We start from the raw sequence: 24,852 nt of genomic DNA, 5'->3' as shown, positions 1-24,852 counted from the left end.
AACTTTGACTCGAACATAAGTAACTTTGTATTGAATATATTCAACTTTACATCGAATATAATCAACTTTACATTGGACAGAAGCCACTTTTATTTTTATAAAAAGATGGTGAATATAATATTTAGATAATAAAAAATGGAAGATTTAAGCAATTACAGGAAGTCATACGATAAAAGTGAATTATTAGAAACCAACCTTTCAGAAGATCCCATTACACTTTTTAAGAATTGGTTCTATGAAGTAGAGGAATTTGATGGAGTAGAAGAAGTAAACGCTATGACAGTTACTACAATAGGGTTAGATGGTTTTCCAAAGGCACGAGTGGTTTTATTAAAAAGGTATACATACGAAGGTTTTATTTTTTATACTAATTATGATTCTGAAAAAGGACGCGCCATTGCAAACAATCCTCACGTTTGTCTTTCTTTTTTTTGGCATTCACTAGAACGTCAAGTTATAATAAAAGGAGTGGCGAGAAAAATTGCAGAAAATTTATCTGATGGCTATTTTGAGTCCAGACCAGACGGAAGTAAATTGGGCGCAATTGTTTCTAACCAAAGTGAAGTAATAGCATCAAGAACCGTTTTAGAAGAAAAATTAAAAGAATTAGAGGCTAGTTTTATCGGAAAAGAAATCCTTCGCCCTAAAAATTGGGGTGGCTATATTGTTGAACCACAAGAAATTGAATTCTGGCAAGGAAGACCTAATCGTCTACATGACCGAATTCGTTATAAATTAAATCCTGATTTTTCTTGGAAGATAGAAAGGTTAGCTCCTTAAATATAATATTATACTTACAAAATAATAAAATAAGTGCATTTTATCGATTTTATTTTGCTTTTTATCGAATATGTAGTAATATTGTACTGTAGAAACTTATTAATGAGTTTCGATATGAGATGAAAAAATACGATTTTTTCGTAAAAAATAGTTTGTTTTTAGTTTGTTTGATTTGTTAAAAAAAAGCTTTAGTTCCCCAACTAAAGCTTTTTTTTTACTTTTTACTTTTGTACAAAGGAATAAAATAACTAATTGTATAATTCCAACCTACACCAAATTTCCCATCATAAGTTCTATTAAAACCAGGAATGTACAAATTGTCGAAATTATCAGGTTTTTTGTTTGAAACTAAATAATTCATTCTTAAGCTAAATCCAGCATAAAGATTATTAAATAATTCTACTTTCATCCCAGCAACGACTTCAACCCATTGCGCAGATAATCCGTTATATTTTGTGTCAATTGCAACTGGTGCTGCAGTGGGGAAATAAGTAGATGTATTGTATATTTTATAACTATTTAATTCTTGACTAAAAGAGCTCACTCCATAACGCAAACCAATGTGAATCATGTTTTCCATATCTAACCAATTTTCGTAATTGTTAGAATCGAAACCTACTTTAAAATAAGTTCCTTTGGTTGTAAAATCGACAGTATTGTCATCGGTAGTTTTAGTTTCGTTACCTATTTCTGCGGCGAGATACATTTTTTTTGTCAAACGATAGTCGCCTACAAATTCTAATCCTTTATAATTTTTGTCATAAACTGTTCTAGCTAGTTTAGACAAATCGACACCTATACGCAAGCCATATCTTTGCGTTTTAGGTACAATAGTATCTTTCTTTTTATCTTGTGCAAAAGAGCCAAACGATAAAAATAGAATTAGGATATTAAAAGAAAATTTTAACATGAATTTCATCTTCATTAAGAATTTTATATTTCTGAATTACGATTTCTTTAATCCAATTATCAGTATCAATAGTTTTTATAATTCCATTAGGATTGTCAAGTAAACTAAAAACAGTTTTGTAGCCACAAGCTCTTGAGATAAAAACATCGTTTCTTGTATAATTAATGACTATTTTGTCTTCATTTCGAAGTGAAATATTTACATTTTGTGAGTCATAAATAAAACTATATTTAGTAATATCTGTGGTGGTTTGGATTGGAACTTCGATTTTACTTACACCATTATATAAAATTCCAGTTGTCATTCCGTCAGCAACAATTCCTAAATTGGTAACAGTTTTTTTTACCGTTGGATTTAGATTATCATAAAACTCGACAATCATTCTTGGTGTTGTTGGTGTTCCGTCTTCGCAAATATCATCTTTCTCACAATTCCAGAATGAAAATGCAATTACTAAGACAATTGAAGCTATAATTAGTTTTTTCATCAAAAATCTATTTTCTTTTTTCTAAAAGTACAACATTTTCAACATGATGTGTTTGCGGAAACATATCTACAGGTCGAATACGAGTTACTTGATACATTTCGTCCATAAGAGCCAAATCACGAGCTTGTGTTGCCGAATTACAACTTACATAAACCACTTTTTCTGGAGCAATAGTAAGAATTTGTTTTACCACATCAGCATGCATACCATCACGAGGAGGATCGGTAATAATTACATCAGGGTGACCATGTTGTGCTATAAAAGCATCATTGAAAACGTTTTTCATATCACCTACAAAAAACTCACAATTGGTAATATTATTACGTTTTGCATTTTCTTTAGCATCAAGAATAGCTTCAGGGACAGCTTCAACTCCAATTACTTTTTTAGCTTGTTTGGAAACAAACTGGGCAATAGTTCCAGTTCCTGTATATAAATCGTAAACGAGTTCATTTCCTGTTAACCCTGCAAAATCTCTTGTTATTTTGTACAATTCGTAAGCTTGTTCAGAATTAGTTTGGTAAAAAGATTTTGCATTAATACTAAATTGCAAACCTTCCATTTCTTCGAGAATATAATCACGACCTTTAAATAATTTTATATCTTGGTCATAAATAGTATCATTTGGTTTTCCATTTATCACATATTGTAATGAAGTGATTTCTGGAAAAGTTTCAGCCAAATGATTCATAATTAACTCACGTTGTACTTTGTTTTCTTCAAAAAACTGAATCAAAACCATGATTTCACCGGTCGAAGCCGTACGAATCATTAATGTTCTAAGTAAACCTTCGTGATTTCTTGGATTGAAGAATTCTAAATTATTTTCTATTGCAAAACGACGAATTTCATTACGAATCGCATTTGATGGATCTGCTTGCAAATGACATTTTGTAATATCAAGAATCTTGTCCCACATTTTTGGGATGTGAAAACCTAATGCATTTCGGTCATCGAACTCTTCATCACTTTTTATTTCTGCTTCGGTCATCCAACGAGCGTTCGAGAAACCAAATTCCATTTTATTTCTATAAAAGAACTGTTTTTCCGATCCTAAAATAGGTTCAAATTCAGGCATTTCAACCTTTCCAATTCTTTTTAAATTGTTATAAACTTCATTTTGTTTGTAATATAACTGTTGCGAATATTTCATATTCTGCCATTTACAACCACCACAAACACCAAAATGCTCGCAAACAGGTTCTGTTCTATGCTCAGAATATTCATGAAAATTGATGGCTTTTCCCTCATAATAAGCCTTACGCTTCTTGAAAGTTTGCACATCGACCACATCGCCAGGTACGACATTAGATATAAAAATTACTTTACCATCAGGAGCTTTCGCCACCGAAACGCCTTTTGCACCCGCATCAAGGACTTTTACCGTATCAAAAACGATTTTGTCTGTTATTTTTTTTCCCATGTTGCAAAAATAAGGATTGTTAGGTTCATTTGATAAATTATTTTAAATTTATACCAAAATCTGTATAAATAATGACAACCCATCTCGCTCTCCTTCGTGGTATCAACGTTTCTGGTCACAATATGATAAAAATGGAGGCGCTAAAAAGCACCTTAGAAAACATTGGTCTCCAAAATGTGCAAACCTATATTCAGTCAGGAAATGTATTTGTAGATTCGGAAGAAGAAAATGGTCCAAGTGTTGGTTTTACTATCAAACAAGAAATTTTTAAAGTTTTTGGGCACGATGTTCCTATTGTTATTATTGGTAAAAAGGATTTAGAAGATTGTTTTAAAAATAACAGCTATTTAAAAGAAAAAGAAGTAGATATAAAGAAGTTGTATGTAGCTTTTATTTCGAAAGAATTGAATGCTTCGGCATTAAACGATTTAAAAATTAGCCAATTCAAACCCGATGAAGCGAGTATTGATTCTAGTAGAATTTACATTAAATATGATGTTGGAGCGGGAAAAACCAGATTGGATCAGAAATATATTGAGAAAAAACTAAACGTGACGGCAACTATTAGAAACTGGAATACGGTTACCAAGTTGTTAGAAATGTTTGAAGAAAGAGTTTAATAGCTAAACCTCATTAAACCTATAAAACTTTATAAGCTTTTTTGTATTTTTGCCAAAATTATAGATGATTTCTCTCTACAAGAAGGAATTGAGATTACTAAAATCAATACAATTATTACCATGTCAGTATTAGAAAAAATCAGTTCACAAGAAATTATTGCTTTAGAAGACAAATATGGAGCACACAATTACCACCCGCTTCCCGTTGTTTTGGCTCGTGGAGAAGGAGTGTATGTTTGGGATGTAGAAGGAAAAAAATATTATGATTTCTTATCTGCTTATTCGGCAGTAAATCAAGGACATTGTCACCCAAAAATTGTAGGTGCTATGATAGAGCAAGCACAAACATTAACATTGACTTCTCGTGCTTTTTATAATGATAAATTAGGACCTTACGAAGAATTTATAACCAATTATTTTGGTTTTGATAAAGTATTGCCAATGAATACAGGTGCCGAAGCGGTAGAAACTGCTTTGAAACTATGTAGAAAATGGGCTTATGAGAAAAAAGGGATTGCCGAAAATGAAGCACAAATTATTGTTTGCGACGGAAATTTTCACGGAAGAACGACTACAATTATTTCGTTTTCTAACGATGAGAATGCACGTAAAAACTTTGGTCCTTATACAGCTGGTTTTATTAGCATCGCTTATGATGATTTAACAGCTTTAGAAAATGTTTTAAAATCTTCAAAAAATATTGCAGGATTTTTGGTAGAACCTATTCAAGGAGAAGCAGGAGTTTATGTCCCTTCAGAAGGATATTTGGCAAAAGCTAAAGCACTTTGTGAAGCGCATAATGTTTTATTTATTGCTGATGAAGTACAAACAGGAATTGCTCGTACGGGTAAATTATTAGCCGTAAACCACGAAAATGTACAGCCAGATATTTTAGTACTTGGGAAAGCAATTTCAGGTGGTGCTTATCCAGTTTCGGCAGTTTTAGCAAATAATGATATTATGAATGTCATTAAACCAGGTCAACACGGATCTACTTTTGGTGGAAACCCAATTGCAGCGGCGGTTGCTATTGCGGCGCTTCAAGTAGTTACTGACGAAAAATTAGCTGAGAATGCTGAAATATTAGGAAAAATATTCCGTTCGGAATTAGCAAAATTTATAGAAACTTCTAGCATTGCAACTTTAGTTCGTGGAAAAGGATTGTTAAACGCTGTTGTAATAAATGATACCGAAGAAAGTGATACCGCTTGGAATATTTGTATGGCTTTGCGTGATAATGGATTGTTAGCCAAACCAACACACGGAAATATTATTCGTTTTGCGCCACCATTAGTAATGAATGAAGAACAATTGTTAGATTGTGTTTCGATAATTATTAAAACATTGAAACAATTTGAGAAGTAATTTATTTTTAAATTTCGTAAAAATATAAAATCCGTGTTGTTCTAAAAACGACACGGATTTTTTAAAATATAAAATTAGTTATTTGCTTTTATGTAATTCTTTTAACATTTCTTTTTGCATTTCCATCATGGCTTCATCACCAATAACTACTTTAGAGTATATTGTTGCTACAAGTGTAATGGAACTTAAGACAATTCCGATAATAGCAAGAATTCTTCCAGTATTTATATTATTATAATTAGAATATAATTCAGGACTTTCTGCATATAATACCATATCTTTTTTAGCCAACACTAAAGCTATAATTCCTAAGGCTAGTCCAAAAACACCCCAACAACAACAGGTTAATATTGATAAAATTCCTAAAACAAGCACAGCAGTTCCGTTTGGTAATTGTCTTTTTTCCATAATTTTTTTGTTTTTAAATTTAGTTTGTTAGTTTGTAAATATAAGAAGCAATCATAATGGCAGCATTAATAATTGCCAATGATATGATTAGTTTGTGGTAATTTCTAGATTTGTCAATAAAGTTTAACCCTAGAATTATAAAAAATAAAATAGTGGTATAAATAGCAGGAAACATATAAAAAGCTTCAATAAATTCGCCTTTTAAAATTAAAACAAATGCTCTTTGTGTACCACAACCCAAACAATCTACTCCAAAGAGTGTTTTGTTTACACAAGGAATCATGAAGTCTTCAATTTTCATTTTTCTGTTTTAAAATATTAACCGTGAACAGTTTCTTTTGTGCCGTAATTAGAGATTAGTTCTCCTTCAAATTCTAACCATTCTGCCCAACGTTTGTCTACATTAACTTTTTCTGAATATTTTCTTGCGAAACCTAAAAAAGTAGTATAATGTCCTGCCTCACTAATCATTAACTCTCTATAAAAATTCGCTAATTCTTTGTCTTTAATATTTTGAGAAAGTACTTTAAAACGTTCGCAACTTCTTGCTTCAATCATTGCCGAAAACAATAATCTATCTACAAACGCATCATTACGGCTTCCGTCTTTTTTTAGAAATTTGAATAATTCATTTACATAATGATCCTTTCTTTCTCTGCCTAATGTTAATCCACGTTCTTTAATAATATCATGAACTAACTGAAAATGTTCAATTTCCTCCTTAGCGATTTTTAATAATTCAGTTACTAATTCCTCATGTTCAGAATTATAAGTAATTATTGTAATCACATTTGTAGCTGCTTTTTGTTCGCACCAAGCATGGTCAGTAAGAATTTCTTCGATATTTGATTCTACGATAGTTACCCAGCGTGGGTCTGTTTTTAATTTTAATCCTAACATAACTTAAAAATAAGGTTGTAAAATTACATTTTTTAGTTTTGATTTTAACCTCGAATAAAATAATTAATAATCGTATTTTGCATAAAATTTTTTAGATTGAAAAATAAAACACTTTTAATATTAGGTTTGGTTTGGCCAGAACCCAAATCATCAGCAGCAGGAACAAGAATGTTGCAACTTATAAAGTTGTTTAAAGAACAAGGTTTTTCTGTTGTTTTTGCATCTGCAGCACAAGAAAGTGATTTTTCGTATGATTTAAAATCTATTGGAATTGCAACTCAAAAAATTGTACTAAACTCTAATACTTTTGATGATTTTATAAAAGAATTAAATCCTGAAATTGTATTATTTGACCGATTTGTTCTTGAAGAACAGTTTGGCTGGCGTGTTTACGAAAACTGTCCAAATACATTACGAATTTTAGATACAGAAGATTTACACTCTCTGAGGTTAACGCGTCAAAATGCGGTTAAGAAAAATATACAATTTCAACTTTCGGATTTGCGAACTTCCGAAATTTCGAAACGAGAAATTGCTAGTATTTTGAGATGTGATTTGTCATTAATCATATCGGAAATTGAAATGAAAATTCTAGAGGATGTTTTCAAAATAGATCCTAATTTATTACATTATTTACCTTTGTTTTTTGATTTGAAAGAAGAAAACAAGCTGTTAGATTTTCATCAAAAGAAAGATTTTGTATTTATAGGTAACTTTCTTCACGAACCCAATTGGGATGCCGTAAAACAGCTAAAAGAAAAAATATGGCCAGAAATAAGAAATCAGTTGCCAGATGCTATGATGAATATTTATGGTGCTTATCCTTCTCAAAAAGTATTACAATTACATAATTCAAAAGAAAATTTCATTATTCATGGTCGTGCCGAAAATGCAGATGATGTAATTATAAATGCTAAAGTTTTACTTGCTCCAATACGTTTTGGTGCTGGTCTAAAAGGGAAGTTGCTAGAAGCTATGAGATTGGGAACGCCAACTATTACTACAAATATTGGTGCTGAAGGAATAAATGCAAATTATAATTGGAGCGGTTTTATAGCTGATGATTTTGGAGAATTTGCATCTAAAGCAATTTTGTTATATCAAGATGAAACAGTTTGGAACCAATCTAAAAAAAACGGATTTGAGATATTAGAAAATAGGTTTAAAAAGGATTTGTTTGAAAACTTATTTACAGATAAAATTAATTTTTTGCAATCGAATTTAGAAAACCATAGAAATATAAATTTTATGGGAAGTCTATTATTACATCATACAGCACTAAGTACAAAATATATGTCGCGCTGGATTGAAGAAAAAAACAGATCTTAATTTTTAAAAAAGATATTATTGAATTGTTCACAATTAAAATGAAAAAGTATATTTGTATAAACATTTTTAAAATAATAAATTATGAAATGGATAGGTAGACGCCAAAGCGATAATGTTGAAGACCGAAGAGGGATGTCAGGCGGAGGAAAAGCAATAGTTGGAGGTGGTTTTTTAGGAATTGTAATATTATTGTTGAGCATTTTTGGTGGAGATCAAGTGCAGCAATTTCTACCAGCGTTAGAGCAATTAAATCAAAATCAGTCAACTTCACAACCAGCAGAATCTAGAGTATTAACTGCTGAAGAAGAAAAAACAGGAGCATTTGTAAAAACTATTTTTGCAGATACAGAAGATATTTGGGGTAAGATTTTTCAAGAAAATAATATGCAATATCAAGAACCAAAAATGGTTTTATTTACCGATGCTGTAGAAACAGCTTGCGGAAGCGCTACATCAGCATCAGGTCCTTTTTATTGCCCTGGAGATCAAAAAGTATATTTAGATTTTGCTTTTTTTCAGGAACTTCAAACTAAATTTGGAGCAAAAGGTGGTGATTTTGCTGTTGCTTATGTAATAGCTCACGAGGTTGGTCATCATATTCAAACTCTGTTAGGTACTTCTGAAAAAGTAAGGCAATTACAACAAGGTAAAAATGAAGTTGAAGCCAATAAATTATCGGTTGCGTTAGAACTTCAAGCCGATTTTTATGCAGGGCTTTGGACAAAATATAACCAACAAAACTTAGATTTAGACGATCTTGATGAAGCAATGAGTGCAGCACAAGCTGTGGGTGACGATGCTATTCAGAGTAGAATGCAAGGTCAAGTAGTTCCGGAATCATTTACGCATGGCACATCAGAACAACGTAAATATTGGTTTATGAAAGGTTATAAAACTGGAGACATTCGTCAAGGAGATACTTTTGCAGAAATGAATTAGATTTTAAATTTCTAATTCATTTCTACATAAATAAAAAATATCTTTTTATTTGAATATACTTAAAAATTATCTAGAATAATTTGGTGATTCTTTCGTAATTGTAACGTTATGAGGATGACTTTCTCTAATTCCGCTAGTTGTAATGCGTACAAATCGTCCTGTTTCTTGCAATGTTTGAATATCCTTAGATCCGCAATAACCCATTCCAGCTCGAAGACCGCCTATAAATTGAAGCATACTTTCATTTAACTCTCCTTTGTATGGAACACGTCCTACAATTCCTTCTGGAACTAATTTCTTAACATCATCTTCAACATCTTGAAAGTAACGATCTTTAGAACCACCTTCCATCGCTTCTACAGATCCCATTCCTCTATATGACTTGAATTTTCTTCCTTCAAAAATAATAGTTTCCCCTGGAGACTCTTTTGTTCCAGCAAGAAGGGATCCTAACATCACGCAATCTGCACCAGCAGCAATCGCTTTTGGAATATCTCCTGTATAACGAATTCCTCCATCGGCAATGACTGGAATTCCAGTTCCTTTTAATGCTGCAGCTACTTCTAAAACGGCTGAAAATTGAGGAAACCCAACTCCTGCGACAATTCTTGTTGTGCAAATTGAACCAGGGCCAATTCCTACTTTCACACCATCTGCGCCATTTTCGACTAAGAATTTTGCAGCTTCTGGAGTAGCAATATTTCCAACAATAACATCTATTTGAGGAAATTTAATTTTCACTTCTTTTAGGACATTCACTACGCCTTGAGTATGTCCGTGAGCAGTATCTATAATTATAGCATCTACACCAGCATTTACTAATGCTTCAGCTCTTTGTACGGCATCTCCAGTAACTCCAATAGCAGCTGCAACTCTTAAACGTCCGTAAACATCTTTATTAGCAATAGGCTTCTGGGTTAGTTTTGTAATATCTCTAAAAGTGATAAGACCAACTAATTTATAATCGGCATTTACAACTGGTAGTTTTTCAATTTTATTTCCTTGCAAAACAACTTCAGCTTGTTCAAGTGAAGTTCCTTCGGCAACAGTAATTAAATTTTGACTAGTCATTACTTCGACAATTGGTCGAGCATTGTTTTTTTCGAAACGCAAATCACGATTGGTAACAATTCCTTTTAGTGTTTTGTTATCATCGACAATTGGAATACCACCAATACCAAATTCTTTCATTGCATTTTTAGCATCTGCAACGGTCGATGTTAGAGGTAATGTAACAGGATCTATTATCATTCCTGACTCGGCACGTTTTACTTTACGAACTTTAGCAGCTTGTTGCTCGATAGTCATATTTTTATGTAAAACTCCAATTCCGCCTTCTTGAGCCATAGCAATTGCCATAGAACTTTCGGTAACTGTATCCATAGCTGCAGATACAATAGGAACATTTAATGTAATATTTCTGGAAAATTTTGTTTTTATACTTACATCACGAGGAAGTACATTGGAATAATTAGGAACTAATAGTACGTCATCGTATGTCAATCCTTCTCCGATAATCTTTGTGTTGTGTGCGATCATTGCAATTTGTAGTTGTAGTTAAATTGCATGCAAATATAGACTTTTTTGTTTAAAATTTAAATGATTTCTGGATTATTCGTTTTAGATAGATTTTTTTTGAAAATTAATGCCCTAGCCCTGATGGGAACGGCATCCTTTTTCTTGCTTCTTTAGCAAGGAAAAGATAGAGTGTACAGCTGGAAATAGCTCCTTAAAAAATTAATGAAATTCTCCAAATAATCTTGAAGCTACATTGTAAGCACTTTCAAAACTCATGGGGCTTGTATTAGTATTTTCTTTTTGAGCTGTAAAATAGGATAATAATTTTTCGGTAGGCATATTTCCTGTCAATTTATCTGTTGCCATTGGGCAGCCACCAAAACCTTGTATGGCTCCATCATAGCGACGACATCCGGACTTATATGCTGCATCGATTTTTTCAAACCATTTTTCTGGAGTGGTATGTAAGTGTGCTCCAAATTCGATATTTGGATATTTAGGTATTAAATTCGAGAATAAATAGCTAATTACTTCTGGTGTAGATGTACCAACAGTATCTGAGAGGGAAAGAATTTTCACACCCATATTGGCTAATTTTTCTGTCCATTCTCCAACAATTTCTACATTCCAAGGATCTCCATAAGGATTTCCAAAACCCATAGAAATATAGGTAACAACCTCTTTATTTGTTTTATCAGCTATTTCTAAAATTTCTTGCAAAGTAACTAGACTTTCGGCAATAGTTTTATGTGTATTTCGCATTTGAAAGTTTTCGGAAATAGAGAACGGAAAGCCTAAATATTTTATTTCTTTATGTATTGAAGCCAATTCTGCACCTTGAGTATTTGCAATTATAGCTAATAGTTTACTTTGTGTTTGTGACAAATCAAGTTGTGCTAAAACTTGAGCTGTATCTTGCATTTGTGGAATTGCTTTTGCTGAAACAAAACTGCCAAAATCTATAGTATCGAATCCTACCCGTAATAATGATTGAATATAGTCTACTTTCCTCTCAGTAGGTATAAATGGTTTGATACCTTGCATGGCATCTCTTGGGCATTCGATTATTTTTATTGGTTCCATAGAAAGTCAAAGATAGAAAAACAATTATGAATTTCAAATTTCAATAATTTTTAATTATTACATTTTTTAGTAATAATAAAATATATTACGTTATTAGGTAATAATTTATTATATTACATATATTGGTAATATTTATTTAAAATAAATTATTTTGAAAGCTTTTTTTAATTACTTTTGAAGTATGATAAGTATAATTACAGGAGATATTGTTAATTCGAGAAAGCTTTCTTCTAAAATATGGATAGATGGTTTCAAAAAATTATTGAACACTTTTGGCAAAAATCCAATGGAATGGGAAATTTATAGAGGAGATGAATTTCAATTGGAAGTTAAAAATCCAGAAGAAGCATTGTACGTTGCTTTACAAATAAAAGCTTATTTTAAAACTATGAAACTTGATGTAAGAATGAGTATTGGTTTTGGAGACAAAACTTATAAAGCGAAAAAAATATCGGAAAGTAATGGAACTGCTTTTTCTCGTTCAGGAGAAGTTTTTGAAAAGCTAAAAAAGCAAAAAATAAATTTAGCTATTAATTCTGGAAATAAAGATTTTGATTTAGAAATGAATTTAATTTTGCGTTTGTGTTTAGTTTTTATGGATAATTGGTTATCACAATCTGCTGAATTTGTACAAGTTGCTATTATAAATCAGGATCTTTCTCAAGAAGAAATAGGTGTTATGCTGGGGATTAATCAAGCTGCTGTAAGTAGACGGCGTAAACGAGCGCAATTTGATTTGATGATAGAAACAGAAGCGTATTTTAGACAAAAAATAAAAAATATAAACTCATGATTATTTTTGTAAAATTACTTTTAGCCCACTTGGTTGGCGATTTTTTACTACAACCAACTTTATGGGTTTTAGACAAAGAAAGCAAAAAACAGAAAAGTATTTATTTATATATTCATACTATTTTACACGGAGTTTTAGCTTGGATTTTAGTTGGAGAAATAAGATTTGGTTGGTTTGCATTACTTTTGGCATTATTGCATGGATTTATAGATTTTTTAAAACTATATTTTCAGAAAACCGAAACAAAACGCAATTGGTTTGTTGCGGATCAAATTTTACATTTACTATCTATTGTGGTAGTTATAACCATTTATAAAAAGTTAACTGTAGATTTTGATGTTTTTAATGATACTTTTTGGATACTTATAACAGGAATTATATTTTTAACTAAGCCAACATCAATTCTTATAAGAAATATTATCTCGATTTGGACACCCGAAAGTAAATCAGAGGGTGATAATTCTTTACAAAATGCGGGAAATTATATAGGTATTTTAGAACGGTTGTTTGTTTTTTGCTTTATTATAACAGCACATTTTGAAGCTATTGGATTTTTATTAGCTGCAAAATCTATTTTTAGATTTGGTGATTTGAAAGAAGCAAAAGATAGAAAACTAACTGAATATGTTCTTATTGGTACGCTTTTAAGTTTTGGAATTGCTTTATTAGTAGGTCTTTTAGTTAATAAATTTCATTAATTTACTGCCTCTAATATTTTTTTATTAATAGCCTTAATTAAAGCTGGACCTTCGTAAATAAAACCTGTATATAGCTGAATTAAAGTTGCTCCAGCTTCCAGTTTTTCGATAGCATCATCTGGAGAATGAATTCCTCCAACTCCAATAATAGGGAAAGCTTTATTACTCTTTTCAGAAAGGAAACGAATAACTTCAGTAGAACGGTTAGTTAAAGGTTTTCCAGATAATCCACCCATTTCTATTTTATTAATTGATTGTAATTTGTCACGTGAAATAGTCGTGTTGGTTGCAATTACTCCCGCAATTTTAGTAATTTTAATAATATCTATAATATCTAATAGTTGTTCATTAGTTAAATCGGGTGCAATTTTCAGTAAAATAGGTTTAGGGTGTTTGGTCTTAATATTTTTGCTTTGAAGTGTATTTAGTAAGTTAGTAAGTGGCTCTTTTTCTTGTAATTCACGAAGATTTGGGGTGTTAGGAGAGCTCACATTTACTACAAAATAATCAACATAATCATATAATGCATCAAAACAAATCTCATAATCGGAAGTAGCATTTTCGTTTGGTGTGAGCTTATTTTTACCAATATTTCCTCCTATTAGAACCCCATTGTTTTTCTTTAGTCTAGTTACAGCTTGGTGAACTCCACCATTATTAAATCCCATGCGGTTTATAATAGCAGAATCTTCTTTAAGACGAAATAATCGTTTTTTAGGATTTCCTTCTTGTGGTTTAGGGGTTAAAGTTCCAATTTCTATGAATCCAAAACCAAAATTTGAAAGCTCTTTATATAACTTAGCATCTTTGTCGAAACCTGCTGCAAGTCCTATTGGATTTTTAAATTTTAGCCCAAATACTTCACGTTCTAATCGTTTGTCATCTATTTTGTATAAATATTTTAGAATTGATGTAAACCCTGGTATTTTACATAAATTTCTAATTAATGAGAAAGTAAAATGATGTACTTTTTCTGGGTCAAACCAGAAAAGAATTGGACGAATAAAAGATTTGTACATTGTTGTTGTGTTGTATTTTGCAAAGTTAATAAAAAAAATCCCACTAATTAAAAGTGGGATTTTATGTTATTTTAAACTAGCCAAACTTTGCTCGATTGTAGCAATTTTTGCTAAAGCATCAGCTTCTTTTTTGCGTTCCATTTCTAGTACTTTTTCTGGAGCGCCAGCCACGAATTTCTCGTTAGATAGTTTTCCTTGTACCGATTTTAAAAAACCTTTCGTATAATTTAATTCTTCGGTTAATTTAGAAATTTCAGCTTCCACATCGATATTTCCCGTAATTGGAATAAAATATTCGTTCGATTTTACTCGGTACGATAATGCGCCTTCTACTTTTTCTGAAACATAATCAAGCGAACTAATATTTCCTAATTTGGTTACCACCGAATCAAAATAAGTAGAAGCCTTATCATTATTTACAATTCTAAGCTCAATAGTATCTTTAAACGGAATATTTTTGTCTTTTCTGATGGTTCTAATCCCTGAAATTACTTCAATAGTATTTTCGAAATCAGAAATTAAACTTTCGTTAAATGATTTCATCTCTGGCCAAGTAGAAACAATCAAGGCTTCTTCTGGTCTTCTATCGGCAATAATTTGCCAAATTTCTTCAGTTAAGAAAGGCATGAACGGATGCAATAATTTCAAATTATTTTCTAGCATTTCTATTGCTTTTGCAAAAGTTACGCTATCAATAGGTTGTTGATAAGCTGGTTTTATCATTTCTAGAAACCATGAACAAAAATCGTCCCAAACCAATTTGTAAATTGCCATTAAAGCATCGGAAATTCTGTATTTTTCGAAATCATCTTCAATAGCCAATAACGTTTGTTGCAATTTAGCTTCATACCATTCTATTGCAACTTTCGAAGATTCCGGTTGCGGAATAGTTTCAGAAACCTCCCAACCTTTTATTAGTTTGAAAGCATTCCAAATTTTATTAGTAAATCCTTTTCCTTGGTTGCAAAGCTCTTCGTCGAACATGATATCGTTTCCTGCCGAAGCACTTAACAACAATCCTACACGAACACCATCGGCACCAAATTTTTCAATTAAACCTAATGGTTCTGGAGAATTACCTAATGATTTAGACATCTTACGACGTTGTTTATCACGAACCAATCCTGTTAAATACACATTCGAAAACGGTTTCTTTCCAGTATATTCGTAACCTGCAATAATCATTCTAGCTACCCAGAAAAATAAAATATCTGGACCAGTAACTAGATCATTTGTTGGATAATAATATTTAAAATCTTCGTTTTCAGGATCAAGAATTCCACCAAAAACAGCCATTGGCCACAGCCAAGAAGAGAACCAAGTATCTAAAGCATCGGCATCTTGTGTTAAATCGGAAGTTTGAAGTTGGACGTTAGAAGTTTTTATTTTGGCTAATTTCAAAGCTTCTTCAATGTTTTCAGCTACAACAAAATCTTCTTTTCCATCACCGTAGAAATAAGCAGGAATTTGCTGTCCCCACCATAATTGACGTGAGATATTCCAATCACGAATGTTATTTAACCAATGTGCGTACGTATTATTGAAACGAGAAGGGTATAATTTTACTTCTTCCGTTTCTAGAACCGCTTTGATGGCTGGTTTTACTAAATCTTCCATTCTCAAGAACCATTGGTCAGACAAACGAGGTTCGATAACGGCTTTTGTTCTTTCTGATGTTCCTACGTTATTTACATGATTTTCTATTTTAGAAATGGCACCTAAAGTTTCTAGTTCATTCGAAATTTCTTCGCGAACTACAAAACGATCTTTACCTTGATAATGCAATCCGAAACTGTTTAACGTAGCATCTTCATTGAAAATATCGATAATTTCCAGATTGTGTTTTTCTCCTAACGTTTTGTCATTCATATCGTGAGCAGGAGTCACTTTTAGACAACCAGTTCCGAATTCTAAATCGACATATTCATCTTCGATAATAGGAATGATTCTTCCTGAAATTGGAATAATGGCACTTTTACCTTTTAGGTGTGTATGACGCTCATCGTTTGGATTGATACAAATAGCAGTATCTCCGAAAATAGTTTCAGGTCTTGTGGTTGCCACAGTTAAGAAGTCTTCACTTCCTTCTATTTTGTATTTGATAAAATATAATTTCCCCTGACGTTCTTCGAAAATTACTTCTTCATCAGAAAGTGTGGTTTTAGCTTCTGGATCCCAGTTTACCATTCGGTAACCACGATATATTTGTCCTTTGTTATATAAATCTACAAATGATTTTATTACAGAAGCTGACATGTCAGGATCCATCGTGAATTTGGTTCTGTCCCAATCGCAAGAGCAACCCAATTGTTTAAGTTGTTCAAGAATTGTTCCTCCATATTTGTCAGTCCATTCCCAAGCGTGTTTTAGGAATTCTTCACGAGTTAAATCGTTTTTATTTATTCCTTCTGCTTTTAGTTTTGCTACTACTTTTGCTTCTGTTGCAATAGAAGCGTGATCTGTTCCAGGAACCCAACAAGCATTGAATCCTTTAAGTCTAGCACGACGAATAAGCACATCTTGAATGGTATTATTTAGCATATGTCCCATGTGGAGCACTCCAGTCACGTTAGGTGGAGGTATTACGATGGTATATGGTGTACGATGATCTGGTTTAGAATGAAAATAATTATTTTTCATCCAATAGTCATACCATTTTTGTTCAGTTTCTTTGGCGTTGAATTGTGCTGGAATTGTCATATTTGTTGATTCAGTTATTCTTTTATATTTGTTTAAATCGGTTGTAAAAAACGACTGATTTTATTTTTAGCCCTGATGGAAGCGGTATCCTTTTCTTTTTTCTTTTAAAAAAGGAAAGATTTAGCGTACAGCAGGAATAATAATGTACAGAAAGCAAAAGTTATGCTCCTAGAAAAGGATAAAAAACTTTGGTATGCTTTTTGTAATTGTATGCAAAAGTAGGTAAACTGATTAAATATAAAAAGAGAGTTAAAATATTTGTATGTTTACTGAAACAAAACTATTTTTACGAATAATTTTTAATTAAATTGAAATGAAAAAAATTTTTACATTTATAGCAATTATTACTTTTGGTTTTGCATCTCAAGCGCAAAGTGGTGCTAAAATTGAATTTAAAGACAAAGATAACACTATTGATTACGGAACAGTAACTAAAGATAGTGACAATGGTATTAGAACTTTTGAATTTACTAATACTGGAGATGCACCACTTATTATTAAAGATGTAAAATCATCTTGTGGTTGCACTGTTCCTACAAAACCAACAGAGGCTATTTTGCCAGGAAAGACAGGAAAAATAGATGTGAAATATAATATGAATCCAGGACCTATAAGAAAAACTATTACTGTAGAATCTAATGCTGTAAACTACGAAGGTGGTATGGTTCCTCTTAAAATAAAAGGTACTGTTGTTGTTCCTGAAGAAGTAAATATGATGGAAAAGAAAAAATCTTTACCAAGTAATTAAGATGTTATAAAAAAATAAAAGTTGCATATAAAAATAAATATTCCGAAAAGAACTTCATGTTTCTTTCGGAATATTTGTTTTTAAGAAAGAGGCTTTCTAATTCTAGTTTTTTTAAATCATTTATTAATTATAATGAGTTTGCACCTGCTTCTGCAACTGCATGATCATTTTCTACAGTGCTTCCAGAAACTCCAATAGCACTAATCACTTCACCATCTGCATTTTTTACGGGAATTCCTCCAGGAAAAGAAATTAAACCAGTTTGAATGCCCAATTCCAAATAAAGAGCCACCTGGTTGAGAAAGATTTCCAATAACTCCTGTAGGAAAATCGAAGAAACGAGCTGTCTTTGCTTTTTTGAAGAAATAAAACTTTCAGGTATATTTTGTATTGGCATTTTACTTTCTATATTCTTTTTTGGTTACTTGTTGTTTGTAATATCCGACAAATATTAATGAAATAGGAAAGAACAAAATGATCAGAATCCATTTTAAAATATTCATATCTTACTTACTCGAACTCGTTGCAATAACAAACTTCAAATTGTTTTTGACACCTATTTGCAGTACATCGACTAAATCCTGAACTTGTAAGTTGTATGGAATTCGTACTACAACGGCTTGGTCTTTGGCACCGCCCATTTTTGTGAGTAAAGTAGCTTCTAACTCACTAAAGGCAACTTCTTGCTTGTCGAGGTAAAATTTCTTGTCCTCGGTTACAGATAGCGTAATGAGTTGCTTGTTGGTTTTTTCGGTTGCTTTGGCTTTAGGCAATGTCATTTTAATCACATTAGGATTGGCTAATGTAGAGATGATAAGGAAAAATAGCAACAAAAAGAACATAATATCACTTAGTGACGAGGTCGCTATTTCTGCATGAAATCGTTTATTTCGTTTTATTTGTGGCATTTGGTCTTTGAATTATGTTTACAAATTCTAATACGTGGCGTTGTATGTTTAGAGAGAAACTGTCTATTACGCCGTTAAACAAGTGATAAGCAGAATAAGCAATAATACCAACTAAAAGTCCCGCTCCAGAACTAATCATTTTTTCGTATAATCCGCCAGAAATGTTTCCAATACTAATATTTTCGGTGATTGAAATGCTATAAAAAATCTTGATTACACCGCCAATAGTACCAATAAAACCCAATGTTGGCGCAATACCAGCAATAAGACCTAAATGTCCTAGGCGTCTTTCCATTTGTCCAATTTCGATATTGGCTACTTTTTCCATATTCGATTCGATTTCGGCAATGGGTCTTCCAATGGTATAAATCCCTTCTTTGATAACGTTTCCAGAAGCGGTTGTATCTTTTTCGGCAGTAGCAATCGCCATATCAATGTTACCAGAATTAAGATGAATTCGGATATCTTTCATCAAATGGGTATCATATTTAGTATGTTTTCTTAGGTAGATATAACGCTCTACAATGACGTAAATCGTATAAAATAATAGTAATGAGATAGGAATCAGAAAAAAACCTCCTTTTAGTATAAACTCTAAAACCGAAATTTCGTTTTCTTTTACGACATTTTGAACTACTGCGCCAGTGGCTGCTGCTATTGTGTCGTTTGTGGCTTGTAAAAAAAATCCAATCATAAATGTAAAGTGCTATATTTATATTAAAAATTATCTCAATTTTGCATAAAGATAATTTTCTATAGTATACTAAACTAAAAAAGAAGAAAATTATTTTGTTGGTGGTCAAAATTTGTGAATTGAACTGTATTATATGAATTATCAAGAAACTCTAGATTGGCTGTTTGCTCAGTTGCCTATGTATCAATTGCAAGGTGCTGTTGCGTATAAAAAAGATTTAACTAATACCATTTTACTAGCGAATCATTTGGGTAATCCCGAAAAACATATCAAAACAATACATGTTGCTGGAACGAATGGAAAAGGATCTACGTCCTCTATGCTGGCTTCGGTTTTGCAAGAAGCTGGTTATAAAGTAGGATTGTATACTTCACCACATTTGAAAGATTTCAGGGAACGAATTAAGATAAATGGAATAGAAATTTCAGAAGAATTTGTTGTTGATTTTGTAGCTCAAAATAAAACTTTTTTTGAAGAAAATGATTTGAGCTTTTTTGAAATGACCGTTGGTTTGGCTTTCGATTATTTTGTAAAAGAAAAAATAGATGTTGCCATTATTGAAACTGGAATGGGAGGGAGGCTAGATTCTACCAATATTATTATACCATTGGTTTCGGTGATTACCAATATAGGATTCGATCATACCCAATTTTTAGGAAATACCATCGAAGCTATTGCCTTTGAGAAAGCAGGAATTATAAAACCCAATGTTCCAGTAGTTATTGGCGAATATACTACTGAAACTAAAACAGTATTTTTGGACAAAGCCAAAGAATGTAAGTCTAATATCTATTTTGCTTCAGATTTGATTGCAAATGACTATTCGAGCGATTTACTAGGTGATTATCAAATACACAACAAGAAAACCGTGGTTCAAACTATTGAAGTTTTAAAATCTCATTTTACTATTTCGGAAGAGAATCTAAAAAGCGGATTGCTAAATGTGGTGAAAAATACAGGTTTGTTAGGCCGATGGCAACAAATACATTCGAACCCTAAAGTAATTTGCGATACTGCCCACAATAGTCATGGGCTGAAAATTGTACTAAATCAGGTTCAAAAAGAGAAATTCGATAAATTGTTTTTTGTTTTAGGAGTGGTAAATGATAAAGATTTAGATAGCATTTTGCCGTTATTTCCAAAAAAAGCAAATTATTTCTTTTGTAGTCCAAATATTTCACGAGGATTACCGGCGAGTATTTTACAGCAACAAGCAAAGGATTACGGATTGTTAGGTAAAGTATGTGATTCTGTTTCAGAAGCTTATAAATTGGCTTTAAAAGAATCGTCGGCAAACGATTTTATTTATGTTGGGGGAAGTACATTCGTTGTTGCAGAAATTTTGTAATTTTCTTTGTTTTTGTTTGCAAAACTAAAAAAACGTCTTATATTTGCACTCGCAATAAGGGAATAACATTCTTGGAAAGCAATTAGGGCGATTAGCTCAGCTGGTTCAGAGCACCTCGTTTACACCGAGGGGGTCGGGGGTTCGAACCCCTCATCGCCCACAAAAACTGCCTATTTGCAGTATATTACAAAGGTTTTAGTCAACATTTAGCCAACGAAAGTTGTGAAATGAAGATTAAAACCTTTTATTTTTTAATCTTTTTAACTTCGATTTGTATTTGTTCAAAGAATGTTAAATAAAATGTTTCTTTAGAAACTACACTACTACTCAAATATGGTTTGTTTATTATCCTTGTTATTCTTAAAGTAAAAAGTTTTTTTTTTCAACAATTAACCAACAATCTGAATACTTTCGCAACTTCTTCTTGTTACTGATTCCAATTTATATTTTAAAGTATTCTGAGAATAAGATTATATTTAAGTAGTGAATTAACTAAACTCTAAAATAGCCTGTGGTGAATTTTTCTTGTTTTCATAAGCCATATAAGACCATATACTATAATCTATTGAACGTCTAGAGATATCCATTAAATCAGCTGCGGTTTCAACAACGTTTTTAGTATAGGTATAGTCCTTTGTAAATATGCCTGCTTTATCTAAGAAAGAAAAAATATGCCTATCAACTGCAATCGTATCAACGTTTAATAGTTTTAATAAATAATCATACGTTTTGTTACCAAAGCCTTTTATATTGAGAAAAGAACTTTTATTTTCAGGGTTTAATAAATATTTCTTTAATTCTTGAGAAGTATTTATTTGATTACTGAAACAAAACTGTATCAAATCATAAATTCTATTTAATTTGACTTCATTTTTCCACAAAATAATATCTTCCAATCCTTCTTCCAAGATCAGATCATTAAATTCTTTAACAGTTTCGCAATGGGGATAATTATTAAAAACCCTCTTCACTCTCGGTGCTACAATATTTTTATAATTGAGTCCCGCCTGCAATACAATATCAGTAAATAATGCTGCTATGTGGTTATGATAAGGACAAAAGTTTGAAGGGATAAGCTCGAAGGTTGTATCATTTTCTATAAAATCAACCAATTTTCTAGCATCTCTTATTTTTGTTAACGCCATATAATTTTATTTATTCAGTTCCAGTCTAGTTATTGCTTCTAATCTATCAACACAGTTAGGACATGCACCACACGGTATCGCAGGTGATGCCTGACAGGAAAAAGTTCGCCCAATTGGAGCATTTAATTCGATCCCCAACTTCGCAACCTCGTATTTCGACATATTTCTAAAAGGCATTATGATTTTAACAGAACCATAGTCTTCTAATAAGGCGTCTAAATTATCAAAAAAATCTGAAGAACAATCAATTTCTTTTGCATGATTACTATTTATGAATGCTGAATAAACACGACTCATGTTCATGGTGCGTGCAAAGGAAGCTGCAATAGTCAGTAATAGCACGTTACGATATGGAATATATAAATCGTCTGCCGATATTTCTTCATTCCATAAATCAGCAGGTTTGATAAATCTCGATTTTGAATGCTTGTAGATATCAGAAACATTAATAATTTCCAGCTTGTCCAAAAATTGAGATGGTAATACCTCTTTTAAACAAGACAATTCTGTTTCAAAACAATGTTGTCCATAATTAATTATCAAAGGTATAAAGTCAACTTTTTCTTTAATAAATAAATATGCTAATGTTGTTGAGTCTAGCCCACCTGACATTAAAATCACTCCTAGTTTTATTTCCATAAATTTAAACTTTTGAAGCAGAAGAAAAAACTTCGCTGATAATCTCATCCAAATCAGATGACACTAAATTTGGTATTTGAGTTAGCATACAATTTTGAGCTATATTTTTCGGATCGTAAACAAACGTTGGTATTTTTCTTTCTGCTGCTACACCAATTTCTATAAGTGTTCCAGGGTCATTATACAATAAAACAGCTATTACTATATGACACTCATCTAATAGTTGCATATCTTTATTAAAAAATTCGCGTTTTTGAATTTCAGTATCATCAGTACTCATTTGCCCATTTTCTCTAACTGGTCTTCTAGGTGAAAAATTGTGATAGGATAGATTTTCGCAAAGTAAATCAATTTCTGATGTATCCACGAAATCAAAGTCTGGAGCGGCAATATAAATATTAACTTTTTTTCTATTTTCCCATGGTAACTGAATCCCTTTTGTTTGTACCAGTTGCTGCGCAGATATTTTCAAAATACGCTCAGCCATTAATTTAAAATCATTGGGAAATGTGGTTAAAGCATACTCTGTTGCAACCCATGACGCATAATTTAAACTCTCTTCAAAAGTAACTGTTCTGTTTTTACATACACTAATCGCATTATATACATCACCTACACCAACAGAATGTACTATTGGCTGGGTTTGAGAAGTAACTGAAATCAATTCATTTCTAACAAAATCAAAAGCTCTGCTCCCTCCACGATTTTCCTTTAATATTATTTTATTCGTAAAACTTCTAAACTGCTGAAAGAAATTTTCAATTTTGAAATCTCCCTTACCATAATACTCTAAAAAATAATTAGAAGATGTTGAGATAAATATTTTTTCAAAATGAATCTCTTCTTTCTCTATAGCTACAAAATCATTTATGTTATTAGCAAAATCAATATTAATATTACAATCACGCTTAAGCGATTTAAGGACTTTTTTTAAATCAAAATTTCCAGAAATAATTATTATATCAGAATAATGCTCTAATTTTTTTAGATTTAACTCATTATAGTCAATTTCAATATTCTCTCGTAATAAAAGTTCATATCCTTGATTTCCAATTTCTTTAGCTTCATTTATTAAAATAATGTATGGACTCGTCACAACTTCACCTAAATAAATTAATTCAGGATTTCCAAGAGTTGTCATAAAATTTTCTATCTGCTTTACTAAATATTTTGGAGCAAAATATGCAATTGTATATTCAACGTTCATAGCCCATAATGCTCTAGCAGAATGTATGATTCCTCCGAGCCTCATTTTTAAAGGAGTCTCTTTAGTTTGTAACGTCACATCAATCAGAATATCGCCAATTAAACAAACACTCGACATTAAATAGGAGAAATATCTACCATAACAGAGGCTAATGGAGTTAATGTTGAATTAGAAACTATTCCAGAGTAATTTATCCCAGACTCTATACAAGCTAATAAATAGTTAAATTTTGTAGGTAGGTATCCAATAATGACATTCTTATCATCCTGAACAGCTAATCTTGGATTATGAAACGTAATGGAAACAGCAGTCCCTACTGGTGGAACATTGGTAGTAGCTTTAAAATATTCACAATTTTGTATCTCTTCTAAAAATGTCGAAAATGCCCTTGCACATTTATCTTCTCCACTAGACGCTCCTTGATTAGCATTTTCTTTCGGTTTATGTCCGTAATCTGAAAATGTTCCCGATCCTGTACTTCCCATAATTTTTTAATGATTAAATTGGATTAAATAATAGAATGAGCAATATATAACAACAAATAGACACCAAACAATCACTAATTTTAATGATATTTCATCTAACTAAAATTAGTGATGTAAAACATAATAAAATAAAAAAATGAGCTAAATATTAGTCATCTTTTAACTCAATTATCCAAATTAAGATATTATCTCTTCAAAGCAAAATGTCCTTTTACAATTCTTCCATCTCCTAGTTCTATCGAGTACCAATAATCTGTTGCGGGTAGTGCTTGGTTGTTGAAATTTACATTCCAACCTTGACTGTTTTTTGTGATTTGCTTGATTAATTTACAAAACCGGTCAAAAATATAAATAATGGTTTTAGAATTTAAACTACTATTTGCCCCTTTTATATTCCAATAATCATTATATCCATCGCCGTTTGGGGTAAAATAATCTGGGATTCCTAAAACAGCAACTTCTTTAGGCACAACGCCACAACCATTTAAATCTTTGATGTAAACCGTGTGAATTCCTGCACTCACATTAGCAAATACATTTTCATTTTGGTACAAACCATTTATATCATCTAGTGTATAGACATAATTCCCTGCACCAGTAACATAAACCGTTATACTATTTGGTGTGGTTAAATCTACTACGTTTACCGATGTAATAGTAGCTTTATCGGAAGCAGTAACAGTAATCGTTCTTGTTTTAGGACAAT

General features: G+C 31.7%; 27 protein-coding genes and 1 tRNA gene. 10 read left to right on the top strand and 18 right to left on the bottom strand.

Annotated features, from left to right (window positions below):
* The first annotated feature begins 135 nt into the window (after nucleotides 1-135).
* Nucleotides 136-780 (top strand): pyridoxamine 5'-phosphate oxidase, encoded by a 645-nt coding sequence (pdxH, locus tag ACKVOV_RS10285; protein WP_409206671.1) that lies wholly within the window; start codon nucleotides 136-138, stop codon nucleotides 778-780.
* 214 nt (nucleotides 781-994) lie between these two features.
* Here the strand turns inward: pdxH and ACKVOV_RS10280 are convergent, their stop codons facing one another.
* The 3 genes from ACKVOV_RS10280 to rlmD are packed head-to-tail and all read right to left on the bottom strand — an operon-like array spanning nucleotide 995 to nucleotide 3,600.
* A complete protein-coding gene (locus ACKVOV_RS10280; protein ID WP_409206670.1) occupies nucleotides 995-1,699 on the bottom strand; it encodes a DUF6048 family protein in 705 nt (234 codons plus the stop codon).
* Entirely contained in the window at nucleotides 1,671-2,177 is a 507-nt protein-coding gene (locus ACKVOV_RS10275) for a DUF6452 family protein (protein WP_409206669.1), read from the bottom strand. The genes ACKVOV_RS10280 and ACKVOV_RS10275 overlap by 29 nt, the downstream gene beginning before the upstream one ends.
* Before the next feature lie 7 nt (nucleotides 2,178-2,184).
* Nucleotides 2,185-3,600, bottom strand: a complete 1,416-nt coding sequence (gene rlmD / locus ACKVOV_RS10270) for a 23S rRNA (uracil(1939)-C(5))-methyltransferase RlmD (RefSeq protein WP_409206668.1) — start codon at nucleotides 3,598-3,600, stop codon at nucleotides 2,185-2,187.
* A gap of 71 nt (nucleotides 3,601-3,671) precedes the next feature.
* Between rlmD and ACKVOV_RS10265 the strand changes: the two genes are divergently transcribed.
* Nucleotides 3,672-4,220 (top strand): DUF1697 domain-containing protein, encoded by a 549-nt coding sequence (locus ACKVOV_RS10265; protein ID WP_409206667.1) that lies wholly within the window; start codon nucleotides 3,672-3,674, stop codon nucleotides 4,218-4,220.
* 120 nt (nucleotides 4,221-4,340) lie between these two features.
* Nucleotides 4,341-5,585 carry an ornithine--oxo-acid transaminase gene (rocD, locus tag ACKVOV_RS10260; RefSeq protein WP_409206666.1) on the top strand — a complete coding sequence of 415 codons (1,245 nt, stop codon included), beginning with the start codon at nucleotides 4,341-4,343 and terminating at the stop codon, nucleotides 5,583-5,585.
* A 78-nt stretch (nucleotides 5,586-5,663) separates the two neighbouring features.
* Here the strand turns inward: rocD and ACKVOV_RS10255 are convergent, their stop codons facing one another.
* The 3 genes from ACKVOV_RS10255 to ACKVOV_RS10245 are packed head-to-tail and all read right to left on the bottom strand — an operon-like array spanning nucleotide 5,664 to nucleotide 6,893.
* Nucleotides 5,664-5,993, bottom strand: a complete 330-nt coding sequence (locus tag ACKVOV_RS10255) for a CCC motif membrane protein (RefSeq protein WP_409206665.1) — start codon at nucleotides 5,991-5,993, stop codon at nucleotides 5,664-5,666.
* A 19-nt stretch (nucleotides 5,994-6,012) separates the two neighbouring features.
* On the bottom strand, nucleotides 6,013-6,294 hold the full coding sequence (locus tag ACKVOV_RS10250; protein WP_409206664.1) for a DUF2752 domain-containing protein: 282 nt from the start codon (nucleotides 6,292-6,294) through the stop codon (nucleotides 6,013-6,015).
* 17 nt (nucleotides 6,295-6,311) lie between these two features.
* Entirely contained in the window at nucleotides 6,312-6,893 is a 582-nt protein-coding gene (locus ACKVOV_RS10245) for a tRNA-(ms[2]io[6]A)-hydroxylase (protein WP_409206663.1), read from the bottom strand.
* 96 nt (nucleotides 6,894-6,989) lie between these two features.
* On the opposite strand from ACKVOV_RS10245, the gene ACKVOV_RS10240 reads away from it, so the two are divergent.
* Both ACKVOV_RS10240 and ACKVOV_RS10235 read left to right on the top strand, forming a co-directional pair.
* A complete protein-coding gene (locus tag ACKVOV_RS10240) occupies nucleotides 6,990-8,222 on the top strand; it encodes a glycosyltransferase family 4 protein (RefSeq protein ID WP_409206662.1) in 1,233 nt (410 codons plus the stop codon).
* An 81-nt stretch (nucleotides 8,223-8,303) separates the two neighbouring features.
* Nucleotides 8,304-9,161, top strand: a complete 858-nt coding sequence (locus tag ACKVOV_RS10235) for a neutral zinc metallopeptidase (protein WP_409206661.1) — start codon at nucleotides 8,304-8,306, stop codon at nucleotides 9,159-9,161.
* A gap of 66 nt (nucleotides 9,162-9,227) precedes the next feature.
* Here the strand turns inward: ACKVOV_RS10235 and guaB are convergent, their stop codons facing one another.
* Nucleotides 9,228-10,700: an IMP dehydrogenase gene (gene guaB / locus ACKVOV_RS10230; RefSeq protein WP_409206660.1), complete on the bottom strand. Its 1,473-nt coding sequence runs from the start codon at nucleotides 10,698-10,700 to the stop codon at nucleotides 9,228-9,230.
* A gap of 198 nt (nucleotides 10,701-10,898) precedes the next feature.
* The gene (locus ACKVOV_RS10225) at nucleotides 10,899-11,762 is read right to left on the bottom strand and encodes a hydroxymethylglutaryl-CoA lyase (RefSeq protein ID WP_409206659.1); all 864 of its coding nucleotides are present in this window, start codon (nucleotides 11,760-11,762) and stop codon (nucleotides 10,899-10,901) included.
* Between the two features lie 181 nt (nucleotides 11,763-11,943).
* Here ACKVOV_RS10225 and ACKVOV_RS10220 point away from each other — a divergent pair, with 181 nt between their 5' ends.
* The gene (locus tag ACKVOV_RS10220) at nucleotides 11,944-12,555 is read left to right on the top strand and encodes a SatD family protein (RefSeq protein ID WP_409206658.1); all 612 of its coding nucleotides are present in this window, start codon (nucleotides 11,944-11,946) and stop codon (nucleotides 12,553-12,555) included.
* The gene (locus ACKVOV_RS10215; RefSeq protein WP_409206657.1) at nucleotides 12,552-13,253 is read left to right on the top strand and encodes a DUF3307 domain-containing protein; all 702 of its coding nucleotides are present in this window, start codon (nucleotides 12,552-12,554) and stop codon (nucleotides 13,251-13,253) included. The genes ACKVOV_RS10220 and ACKVOV_RS10215 overlap by 4 nt, the downstream gene beginning before the upstream one ends.
* On the opposite strand, the gene ACKVOV_RS10210 is transcribed toward ACKVOV_RS10215, so the two are convergent.
* On the bottom strand, nucleotides 13,250-14,272 hold the full coding sequence (locus ACKVOV_RS10210; RefSeq protein ID WP_409206656.1) for a quinone-dependent dihydroorotate dehydrogenase: 1,023 nt from the start codon (nucleotides 14,270-14,272) through the stop codon (nucleotides 13,250-13,252). The genes ACKVOV_RS10215 and ACKVOV_RS10210 overlap by 4 nt on opposite strands.
* Before the next feature lie 66 nt (nucleotides 14,273-14,338).
* Nucleotides 14,339-16,972: a valine--tRNA ligase gene (locus tag ACKVOV_RS10205; protein WP_409206655.1), complete on the bottom strand. Its 2,634-nt coding sequence runs from the start codon at nucleotides 16,970-16,972 to the stop codon at nucleotides 14,339-14,341.
* Nucleotides 16,973-17,285: 313 nt separating this feature from the next.
* Between ACKVOV_RS10205 and ACKVOV_RS10200 the strand changes: the two genes are divergently transcribed.
* Complete coding sequence (locus ACKVOV_RS10200) at nucleotides 17,286-17,720, top strand: DUF1573 domain-containing protein (RefSeq protein ID WP_409206654.1); 435 nt, start codon at nucleotides 17,286-17,288, stop codon at nucleotides 17,718-17,720.
* A 127-nt stretch (nucleotides 17,721-17,847) separates the two neighbouring features.
* Here ACKVOV_RS10200 and ACKVOV_RS10195 read toward each other — a convergent pair whose 3' ends face one another.
* The 3 genes from ACKVOV_RS10195 to ACKVOV_RS10185 form a co-directional block, all read right to left on the bottom strand.
* A complete protein-coding gene (locus tag ACKVOV_RS10195; protein ID WP_409206653.1) occupies nucleotides 17,848-18,012 on the bottom strand; it encodes a heme-binding protein in 165 nt (54 codons plus the stop codon).
* A 214-nt stretch (nucleotides 18,013-18,226) separates the two neighbouring features.
* Entirely contained in the window at nucleotides 18,227-18,628 is a 402-nt protein-coding gene (locus tag ACKVOV_RS10190) for an ExbD/TolR family protein (protein WP_409206652.1), read from the bottom strand.
* A complete protein-coding gene (locus ACKVOV_RS10185) occupies nucleotides 18,606-19,322 on the bottom strand; it encodes a MotA/TolQ/ExbB proton channel family protein (protein WP_409206651.1) in 717 nt (238 codons plus the stop codon). Before ACKVOV_RS10185 ends, ACKVOV_RS10190 begins: the two co-directional genes overlap by 23 nt.
* A 133-nt stretch (nucleotides 19,323-19,455) precedes the next feature.
* Here ACKVOV_RS10185 and ACKVOV_RS10180 point away from each other — a divergent pair, with 133 nt between their 5' ends.
* Both ACKVOV_RS10180 and ACKVOV_RS10175 read left to right on the top strand, forming a co-directional pair.
* Nucleotides 19,456-20,670, top strand: a complete 1,215-nt coding sequence (locus ACKVOV_RS10180; RefSeq protein WP_409206650.1) for a bifunctional folylpolyglutamate synthase/dihydrofolate synthase — start codon at nucleotides 19,456-19,458, stop codon at nucleotides 20,668-20,670.
* 85 nt (nucleotides 20,671-20,755) lie between these two features.
* Nucleotides 20,756-20,830, top strand: a tRNA-Val gene (locus tag ACKVOV_RS10175).
* Between the two features lie 328 nt (nucleotides 20,831-21,158).
* On the opposite strand, the gene ACKVOV_RS10170 is transcribed toward ACKVOV_RS10175, so the two are convergent.
* The 5 genes from ACKVOV_RS10170 to ACKVOV_RS10150 all read right to left on the bottom strand — a co-directional run.
* Nucleotides 21,159-21,815: a hypothetical protein gene (locus ACKVOV_RS10170; protein WP_409206649.1), complete on the bottom strand. Its 657-nt coding sequence runs from the start codon at nucleotides 21,813-21,815 to the stop codon at nucleotides 21,159-21,161.
* Between the two features lie 6 nt (nucleotides 21,816-21,821).
* Nucleotides 21,822-22,454, bottom strand: a complete 633-nt coding sequence (locus ACKVOV_RS10165) for a 7-cyano-7-deazaguanine synthase (protein ID WP_409206648.1) — start codon at nucleotides 22,452-22,454, stop codon at nucleotides 21,822-21,824.
* 4 nt (nucleotides 22,455-22,458) lie between these two features.
* Nucleotides 22,459-23,706, bottom strand: coding sequence for a nucleoside 2-deoxyribosyltransferase (locus tag ACKVOV_RS10160; protein WP_409206647.1), 1,248 nt, complete (start codon nucleotides 23,704-23,706; stop codon nucleotides 22,459-22,461).
* A 71-nt stretch (nucleotides 23,707-23,777) separates the two neighbouring features.
* A complete protein-coding gene (locus ACKVOV_RS10155) occupies nucleotides 23,778-24,146 on the bottom strand; it encodes a hypothetical protein (protein ID WP_409206646.1) in 369 nt (122 codons plus the stop codon).
* 185 nt (nucleotides 24,147-24,331) lie between these two features.
* Nucleotides 24,332-24,852: T9SS type B sorting domain-containing protein (locus tag ACKVOV_RS10150; RefSeq protein WP_409206645.1), on the bottom strand; the 521-nt coding region annotated here is incomplete at its 5' end.

Source organism: Flavobacterium sp. (assembly GCF_046153165.1).
Classification (GTDB): domain Bacteria; phylum Bacteroidota; class Bacteroidia; order Flavobacteriales; family Flavobacteriaceae; genus Flavobacterium.
The sequence above is the reverse complement of the archived record's forward strand: the minus strand, read 5'-3'. Positions and strand labels throughout refer to the sequence as shown.